This is a genomic window from Streptomyces sp. NPDC059679, from assembly GCF_042734105.1.
Taxonomy (GTDB): domain Bacteria; phylum Actinomycetota; class Actinomycetes; order Streptomycetales; family Streptomycetaceae; genus Streptomyces.
This window is the reverse complement of the sequence record NZ_JBHWES010000024.1, coordinates 146,265-153,250: the sequence shown is the minus strand read 5'-3', so window position 1 is coordinate 153,250 and position 6,986 is coordinate 146,265. Positions and strand designations below refer to the sequence as shown.

8 protein-coding genes are annotated in these 6,986 nt (G+C 70.7%); 4 read left to right on the top strand and 4 right to left on the bottom strand.

Annotated elements, in window-relative coordinates; translation table 11 throughout:
* Positions 1-194: 194 nt before the first annotated feature.
* Both ACFV2X_RS25465 and ACFV2X_RS25460 read right to left on the bottom strand, forming a co-directional pair.
* Positions 195-632, bottom strand: a complete 438-nt coding sequence (locus ACFV2X_RS25465) for an ATP-binding protein (protein ID WP_385620346.1) — start codon at positions 630-632, stop codon at positions 195-197.
* Entirely contained in the window at positions 629-1,081 is a 453-nt protein-coding gene (locus tag ACFV2X_RS25460) for a hypothetical protein (RefSeq protein ID WP_385620343.1), read from the bottom strand. Before ACFV2X_RS25460 ends, ACFV2X_RS25465 begins: the two co-directional genes overlap by 4 nt.
* 175 nt (positions 1,082-1,256) lie before the next feature.
* Here ACFV2X_RS25460 and ACFV2X_RS25455 point away from each other — a divergent pair, with 175 nt between their 5' ends.
* Together ACFV2X_RS25455 and ACFV2X_RS25450 are read left to right on the top strand one after the other, a co-directional pair.
* The gene (locus tag ACFV2X_RS25455; RefSeq protein ID WP_385620341.1) at positions 1,257-2,516 is read left to right on the top strand and encodes a transcriptional regulator; all 1,260 of its coding nucleotides are present in this window, start codon (positions 1,257-1,259) and stop codon (positions 2,514-2,516) included.
* Positions 2,513-3,043, top strand: a complete 531-nt coding sequence (locus tag ACFV2X_RS25450) for a GNAT family N-acetyltransferase (RefSeq protein ID WP_385620338.1) — start codon at positions 2,513-2,515, stop codon at positions 3,041-3,043. The genes ACFV2X_RS25455 and ACFV2X_RS25450 overlap by 4 nt, the downstream gene beginning before the upstream one ends.
* A gap of 145 nt (positions 3,044-3,188) precedes the next feature.
* Here ACFV2X_RS25450 and ACFV2X_RS25445 read toward each other — a convergent pair whose 3' ends face one another.
* Together ACFV2X_RS25445 and ACFV2X_RS25440 are read right to left on the bottom strand one after the other, a co-directional pair.
* A complete protein-coding gene (locus ACFV2X_RS25445) occupies positions 3,189-4,241 on the bottom strand; it encodes a hypothetical protein (RefSeq protein ID WP_385620336.1) in 1,053 nt (350 codons plus the stop codon).
* Positions 4,229-5,122, bottom strand: a complete 894-nt coding sequence (locus ACFV2X_RS25440; protein WP_385620335.1) for a hypothetical protein — start codon at positions 5,120-5,122, stop codon at positions 4,229-4,231. Before ACFV2X_RS25440 ends, ACFV2X_RS25445 begins: the two co-directional genes overlap by 13 nt.
* A gap of 142 nt (positions 5,123-5,264) precedes the next feature.
* Between ACFV2X_RS25440 and ACFV2X_RS25435 the strand changes: the two genes are divergently transcribed.
* Positions 5,265-5,999: a hypothetical protein gene (locus tag ACFV2X_RS25435; RefSeq protein WP_385620333.1), complete on the top strand. Its 735-nt coding sequence runs from the start codon at positions 5,265-5,267 to the stop codon at positions 5,997-5,999.
* An 806-nt stretch (positions 6,000-6,805) separates the two neighbouring features.
* The coding region (locus ACFV2X_RS25430; RefSeq protein ID WP_385620330.1) for a hypothetical protein at positions 6,806-6,986 on the top strand (181 nt) is incomplete at its 3' end.

The window sequence follows — 6,986 nt, the reverse complement described above, 5'->3', positions numbered from 1 at the left end:
GGCTCGGAGCCCCCAGCCGGGGCGCCAGCTGGGGGCTCGGTCGCCCGCGCCCACGGGGGAGAACGTCGGGCGAGTCTGTGCAGGCTATGTGCTCGCGGCCGCGAGCAGCAGAGCGGTAACGAGCGAAGCGGTGACGAGCACCAGGAGCACGTTCTCGGTAACCGGGCCCCGGTCAGTCACCGACTTGTGGAGCCTCACGGGGTCACCGCCAGCGTCGCCCACACGCGCTTGCCCCATGGCCGTGTGCCGGTGCCCATGTACGCCCAGCCCCACTGGTGGGAGAGGGCGTCGACCAGGAGGAGCCCGCGGCCTTGGACGGCGTCCGGGCCGGGGGTAAGCATCGTGGGGACCTTGAGGGGATCTTTGTCGATCACGGCGACGTACACCTGGTTGCCTGCCGGGCGGTTGACGGTCATGCGGATCGTGTGGCCGCGGGCGTGCCGGGCGGCGTTCGCGACGAGTTCGGACATGATCAGCGCGGCGGTCTCCGCCTCGGCGGCGAGGCCCCACGCGGCCAGCGCCACGCGCGCCAGACAGCGGCCTTCCTCCGCCGTCTCCGGGGCGCGGCGTCCTTTCAGGGTGTAGCCCGGGTATCCGGTTCTGCGGGGCTGCGCTGCTGCCGTGCTGGTCATGGTCGGCTTTCTGTGGCAGTGTCCCGCGCCGGCTCGAGAGGGCCGGGGTGCAGGTAGACGGTGAGCAGGGCCCGGCACTGCACCGCGAGATCCCAGACGTCCGTGTTCTCTTTCGCGAGCAGGCGGCGAGTACGGGTCATGATGTGCGCGGTGGTGCGCTGGTACTCGCCCCGTATCCGGGGCTCGTACACGGCGACTTCGGGCAGGAGCAGCTGGATGTGGCCTCGGAGGAGGTCACCGAGCTGCGTGCGTTTCTCGGCCGTCAGGGGGCCCGATCCCCACAGGACCGCCTGGTATGTCCGCTGGATGGTGCGGGTGTCGATCTGGGCCGTGTCCCACTCCAGGCCGCTGTCGACCAGGACGGTGGAGTGCGGGGCCGAACTCCACGAGTCGCGGGTTTCGTCATCCGGTTCGAACAGTGCGGACCAAGGGCCGGCCTCTTGGGGCACGCGAGCCTCCGGCGTAAGGGGGTTGTGTCGGGCACTCCAGACAACCGCAGCAGACATAGGTGGGCTCAGGACACAAAGGGGCAGTAACTCATCAAGGCACCGGACGGTTTTACCTGTCAGGCGGGGCTTGGTGCGGCTACCGTCGCCGCACGCCGAATCAGTAGGGGGCCCGGCGATGGCTGCAACAACAGTCCGGCAACGGAACACGGTGCTCGAGGGCCTGCTGGCCGAGTACGGCTTCAGTCACGAGGACCTGGCTGAAGAGGTGAACCGAGTCGCCGCCGACCTGTTCGGGAGGTCGGGCCGGTGCACGGACCGGCACGTACGTCGCTGGGTCTCCGGCGAGGTCCGCTGGCCCTGGCCGGCGTACCTGCGACCCTTGACGGAGATCTTCGGCCGGACCCCGCAGCAGATGGGGTTCGTGCCGCGCGGCGCCTCCTCGGCGCTCCCGCAGGCAGCCCGGCGCAGCGTGCCTGCGCCGAACGCGCGGAAGGAGCGGGTGGAGCCGGTTCAGCGCCGTTCCTTCATCGCCGCCTCGCTCGCGGCCGCCCTCGGCGTCGACCAGCTGCCCCGCCGAGGGCGCCTCGGCGTGAGCGACGTCGCCCGCATCCAGCGCACCATCACCCGGCTGGACGCCCATTTCAACGGCTTGGGCGGCGGCGCTGTGATCGACGTGGCCACCGACTACCTGACCCGTCTGCAGCACGCCCTGGACCACTGCGCGTACGGCGAGCGGGTGGAGCGGGAACTGCACCGAGCCGTGGCCGACGTCGCCGCGTGCGCAGGCTGGTCGGCTCACGACTGCGGCCACCACGAACAAGCCGCACATCTGCGCAACACCGCACTCCAGGCCGCGCTTCTGGCCCGTGATCCCGTCTCCGTCACCCGCGCCTGGTCCGATCTCGCCGCCCAGGCCGACCACGCCGGCCGCCCCGCCGAGGCCGCCCGCATCAACCGCGCCGCCCTGGCCGAACGTCATCTGCGGGAGCAGCCGCTGATCACCTCGCTCCTGCACGCCCGGCTCGCCGACTATCTCGCCCAGACCGGCGACCGTACGGGCATGGGCCGCCAACTGGCCGCCGCCGAACGCGTCTACGACCGCGCCGACCCCGCCGGCGCCGCGAGCTGGCTCGCCTTCCTCACCCCTGCAGAACTGTCGGGCCTGGGCGCTATCGCCCACCAGAGCGCAGGACAGTACGCCCGAGCCGAGCAGCACGCCAGCCAGACCCTTGGCCTGCTCGCTCCCCGCTTCACCCGCAACCGGGCCTACTACACGGTGCTGCTCGCTGAGCTCCAGCTCGCCCAGGGCCACGCCGAGCAGGCCGCCACCACCGCCAGCGGGGCCCAGGACTCCACCATCACCAGCAGCCGCATCAGCAGGCGCCTGAACCACGTGACCGCGACCGCAGCCCAGCACGCCGGAGGACACCCGTGACCCTCGTGCCCGACCTGCGCCCCTACACCAGCCAGGACCGCGAACTCCTCCTCGACATCCACGACGAGGTGTACGCCGAACTCGACGACCCGCTCGCCACCCGCGAGGCGTTCGCTCCGTTCCTTGACCACTGGACCGCTCGGATCGGCTTCGCCTGCCTCATCGGATACGACAGCATCGAACCGGTCGGCTTCGCCTACGGCGCCCCGCTCAGCCCAGCCACCACCTGGTGGCGAAACGTCGACCCGCAACCAGACGAAGCATTCACCCGCGAGACCGGCACCCGAACCTTCGCCCTCTCCGAACTCAACGTCCGCAAGCCCTGGCGCGGCACCGGCACCGCCCGCCGCATCCACGACGCCCTGATCTCCGACCGGCCCGAAGAGCGCGTCACCCTGCTCGTCCACGTCGCACACGGCAAGGTCGTCGCCCTCTATGAACAGTGGGGTTATCGGATCATCGGTGAAACCGTCCCCTTCGATGGCGCACCGCCGCTCTACGCCATGACCCGGCAGCTTCACACCTGAGGACGCCGCGACCGGTTGGCGCCGGGGCTGGTCGGCGAACCGGACCGTGCGGCCCTGTCATCGCGACGCTGGAATGTGCTCGCGTGTCTGGCCTCCGCGGTTTTGCTGCGCTGGCGCGGACATCGCGAGGGAAGGCACCTGGGCTTCAGTCAGTTGCGGTGAGGGTGCTGGCGGGGCCGCCTATGCGCTTCCAGGTGTCGCCGTGGCCGGTCCAGCGCCACATGGAGCGGCGGTCGGTGGAGAGCCGGTAGAGGTGGTGGTCGTCCACGGCGAACATGGCGCCGGGGCCGCCGATGCCGGTCCACTTGCCGGGGTCGCCGTCGTACCGGTAGATCCGGCCGGTGTCGGGGTCGGTCTTGAACAGGCCGGCACCGCCCGCGTAAATGGTGTCTGCGGGGCCTCCGATCTTGGTCCATACGTCGTCCTTCCCGGTCCACTGCCATACTTCGCTGCGGTCGGGAGAAAGGCCGTAGACGGTGTGGGGGCCGACTGCGAAGGTGTGGCCGGGGCCGCCGATGCGGGTCCAGGAGCCGGGGGTGCCGTTGTACTGCATGAGGTCGCCGTTGGCGGGTCTGGTGGCGAACAGGCCGGCGCCTCCTGCGTAGATGTCCCGGGCAGGGCCGCCGATGCCCGTCCAGGTGCCGGGGCGGTCGTAGCGTGTGACGGCGTCACGGCTGGGGGAGAGCCCGTACAGGGTGCGGCCGCTGATTGCGAAGTCGGCTCCTGCGGAGCCGATCTCGGTCCAGGCGCCGGGGGTGCCGTCGTAGCGGAAGATTCGGCCGTCAATGGGGTTGGTGGCGAACACGCCGGCCTCGCCGGCGTAGACCTTGCCTGCTTCGGTGCCGATCTCGGCCCAGGAGGTGCCCTTGCCGGTCCACCGTGAGACCTTGCTCTGGTCGAGGGCGACGGCGTAGACCGGGCCCTTGGCGGTGACTGGCGGCCGGCTCGGGGCGCTGGGCTGCTTGGTAGGGGGCAGCGGCCCGGCGCTGTCGTTGCCGGGACCGGGCCTGGTGTGGCGGCGGGAGGGGGAGGTGTGCGGGGCGGGAGTGGGGGTGACGGTGGCCGGGGCCGTGGCGGAGGGGGCGGGGACCGACGGGTCGTGTGATGCGGTGTTGCGGTGTGCTGGGTCCCGGTCGAGGTAGAGCGCGGTACCGGCTGCTGCGGCGGCTGTGGCTGCGACAGCGGTCAGGGCGACCATGCTTGTGCGCAGCCTGCGGCGGGGGGTGCGAGCGTTGTTGCGGTACCGGTTGCGGTGCTGGTGGAGGGATTGTCCGCGCGGTCGAGGACCTCGCCGCGGACAAGGACCGGGCCGGGTGGGGCCACCTGCTCCCATAGCCTGGCCACTTGCCGGTGCTGCTCCTGCAGGTCGTTGTGCACCTGGGCGAGCAGGATGTCCAGTTGGGGCCGGGGGGCGGGTAACAGTGCGCTGGTCCGGGGGGCGTCGCCGTCCGGCTGGTGGGCGGCGTCCCCGGGCCGGTCCTGCGCTGCGGGAGGCATGGATGCTGCGGTCGCGGCTTCTTGCGCTGCGGCGTGGACCTGCCGGACCCGGTCCAGCCGTTCCTGAGCTTTGCGCAGGTGCTGCCGCGTGTGCTCCGGCGTTCTGGCGGTTCCTTGCGTGGCGGTCTGATGGTCCTGCCCCGCCTCGCTCTCCTGTGCGGTGGGCAGCTGGGCCTGCAGCGTGGCGACGATGCGCTCGAGGGCCTGGACGAGCGTGGCCGACGTCTTCAGATCGGCCTCGGCCCGCGCCTGAGCCGAGGTCTGTTGAGAGGGAGCGGGCTGGGGGCGGCGGCTGTTTTCGGCGGCGATGGCCTCGCGGTGGAGACGTTCGGCCGTGGCAAGCGCCCGTTGCCGGGTGCCGTCATCGCGGATGTAGTCCTTGATGACCTGTTGCAGCCGGTGCCAGGGGATGACCTTGGTGCCGGAACGGTACTCGCTCCAGCTGGTCTTGCTCATTTTGTAGCGGCGTCCCAGCTCCCGCACGGTGATGCCGTCGGTGAGCTGGCGCAGGAAATTCGCCAGCGCATTGGCCTGTTCGGTGGCGCCCCTCGGAGCGCCTTGCGGTCGTCCGGCTCTGCCCATTTGGTTTCTCTCCCCCCGGTTGTCCGCGGACAACGCTCGCGGCTCTCTGGCTGACCTGCGGCGTTGTGCTCTTTGTCCGCCGGGTCACGCAGATGGCTAGATGGCCAATGACATCAGCTCCCAGCGTGGGTGTCTCCACCGCATGACCTGGGAGACCGATGTGAACCTCACCCACCTGTCCCGCTCCTTGCGCAGCGCGGGAGGTATCCGCCTGGCCGCCGCAGCTGCCGTACTCGCCCTCGCCGGCTGCAGCACCGCCGCGGCCGGCCCGCACCCGGCCCGTCCGCACCCGGCCGGCCCGGCGAAGCCTTCGGCGCGCCCGGCCGAGCTCCCGGCCAGGCAACTGCCCGATGCGGCCGCCCGGGCATGGAAGCCGGCCGCCGCGTCACGGGCGCAGAAGACGGCTCAGGACATCCAGCTCAACGAGTGCGCGCTGGTGCACGGGGCAGCAAGCTGGCGCCAGCAGGCCTACACCGGCACCCACGACGTCTTCGCCATCCAGGACACCTTCACCTTCCGCACCACGGCCCAGGCCCGGACCGCCCAGCGCGCGGTGGCAGCAGCCATGGGCTCCTGCCGGCGCGCCTCGCGCGCCCTCCAGGCCAAGCACCACACCCGCGCCGACGCCGCCGTCACCGACACCGCGAGCACCGCCTCGGGCCGGGCCTGGTCGCGCCAGTGGACGGCTGTCGCGGGCCTGTCCGCCTACGGCAAGCAGACCAATCGCATCTACAGCGCCTGGCACGGGACCGCCCTCACCGTGCTCCAGGTCACCGAACCGGCCCACGCCCCGAATGCCACTGACGCTGCGGCCACCGACCGAGCCGTGCTCGACGCCCTCGCCGAACGCCTCGGCCGCCCGGCCGCCAGTCGCTGAACGCCGCCCCGTGTCCCGCACCGATTCCCAGCCCTTCCTGAACGAGGAGACAGCCTTGCCCCGAACGCGCACACGCCTGCTGCGCGGCATTACCGGCCTGCTCGGAGCCGCGCTTGCCGCCACCGTCTTCGCCGCCCCCGCTCACTCCGAAAGCACCCCCTCAGACGACATCGACCGCCCGGCGACGTCCACCGGCACACTCGGGAGCAACGCTGCCCCCGGCGGGCAGGTCACCCGCGACCAGGTCATCAAGCGCGCCCAGGTCTGGGCCGACAAACAGATCCCCTACACCTCCAAGGGAGTAGAGGCGGACGAATGGGACTCCTGGTTCGACCTCGAGACCAGAGGCCCGTACCGGCAGGACTGCTCCGGATACGTCTCCATGGCCTGGCAACTGCCGACCAGCCGCAACACCACGGCCCTTGCCCCGGATACGGCGGGGTCGAACTCACGACCGATCACCGTCACGATCCCGCAGGAGCAGCTGAAGCCAGGTGACATCCTCAACTCTCCGGCACACGTGATCATCTTCGACCGCTGGATTGACCAGGCACGGGGCACCTTCAGCTACTACGCCGAGAGCAGGCGAGGCGTCCCCACGGCCAAGTTCGACGACGGCAATCTCAAGGCCACGATGCTCGCCAGCCACCCCACAAGCAGCTACACCCCGCTGCTACAAGAACATCGTCGACGGCCCGGCACCCGCGCCCCCGTCCGCGCCGGCGTCTGGGGATTCGAAGGCCGGCCTGGTATCGGTCACCGCGGACGATCATCTCTATGCCATCACCCCCAACCACGACGCTGTCATGCAATGGGTCCCCGACTTCCCCAACCGCTTGGGCATCAAAGACGGGAAAGGTCACTGGAGGCGTATCGGTGGGCCGGCCGCCAAGATCTACACAGGCGGGGCGGGATTGTTCGCCACCAGCCCGCAGGACGGCCGGATCTTCCGGTACGACGGCGACCCCGACAAGTGGACCGAGATCG

Bases quoted from the DNA above. Each gene is read 5' to 3' on its own strand.
- ACFV2X_RS25465 (WP_385620346.1), bottom strand. From the start codon at position 632: ATGACCAGCACGGCAGCAGCGCAGCCCCGCAGAACCGGATACCCGGGC.
- ACFV2X_RS25455 (WP_385620341.1), top strand. From the start codon at position 1,257: ATGGCTGCAACAACAGTCCGGCAACGGAACACGGTGCTCGAGGGCCTG.
- ACFV2X_RS25445 (WP_385620336.1), bottom strand. From the start codon at position 4,241: ATGGTCGCCCTGACCGCTGTCGCAGCCACAGCCGCCGCAGCAGCCGGT.
- ACFV2X_RS25440 (WP_385620335.1), bottom strand. From the start codon at position 5,122: ATGGGCAGAGCCGGACGACCGCAAGGCGCTCCGAGGGGCGCCACCGAA.
- ACFV2X_RS25435 (WP_385620333.1), top strand. From the start codon at position 5,265: ATGACCTGGGAGACCGATGTGAACCTCACCCACCTGTCCCGCTCCTTG.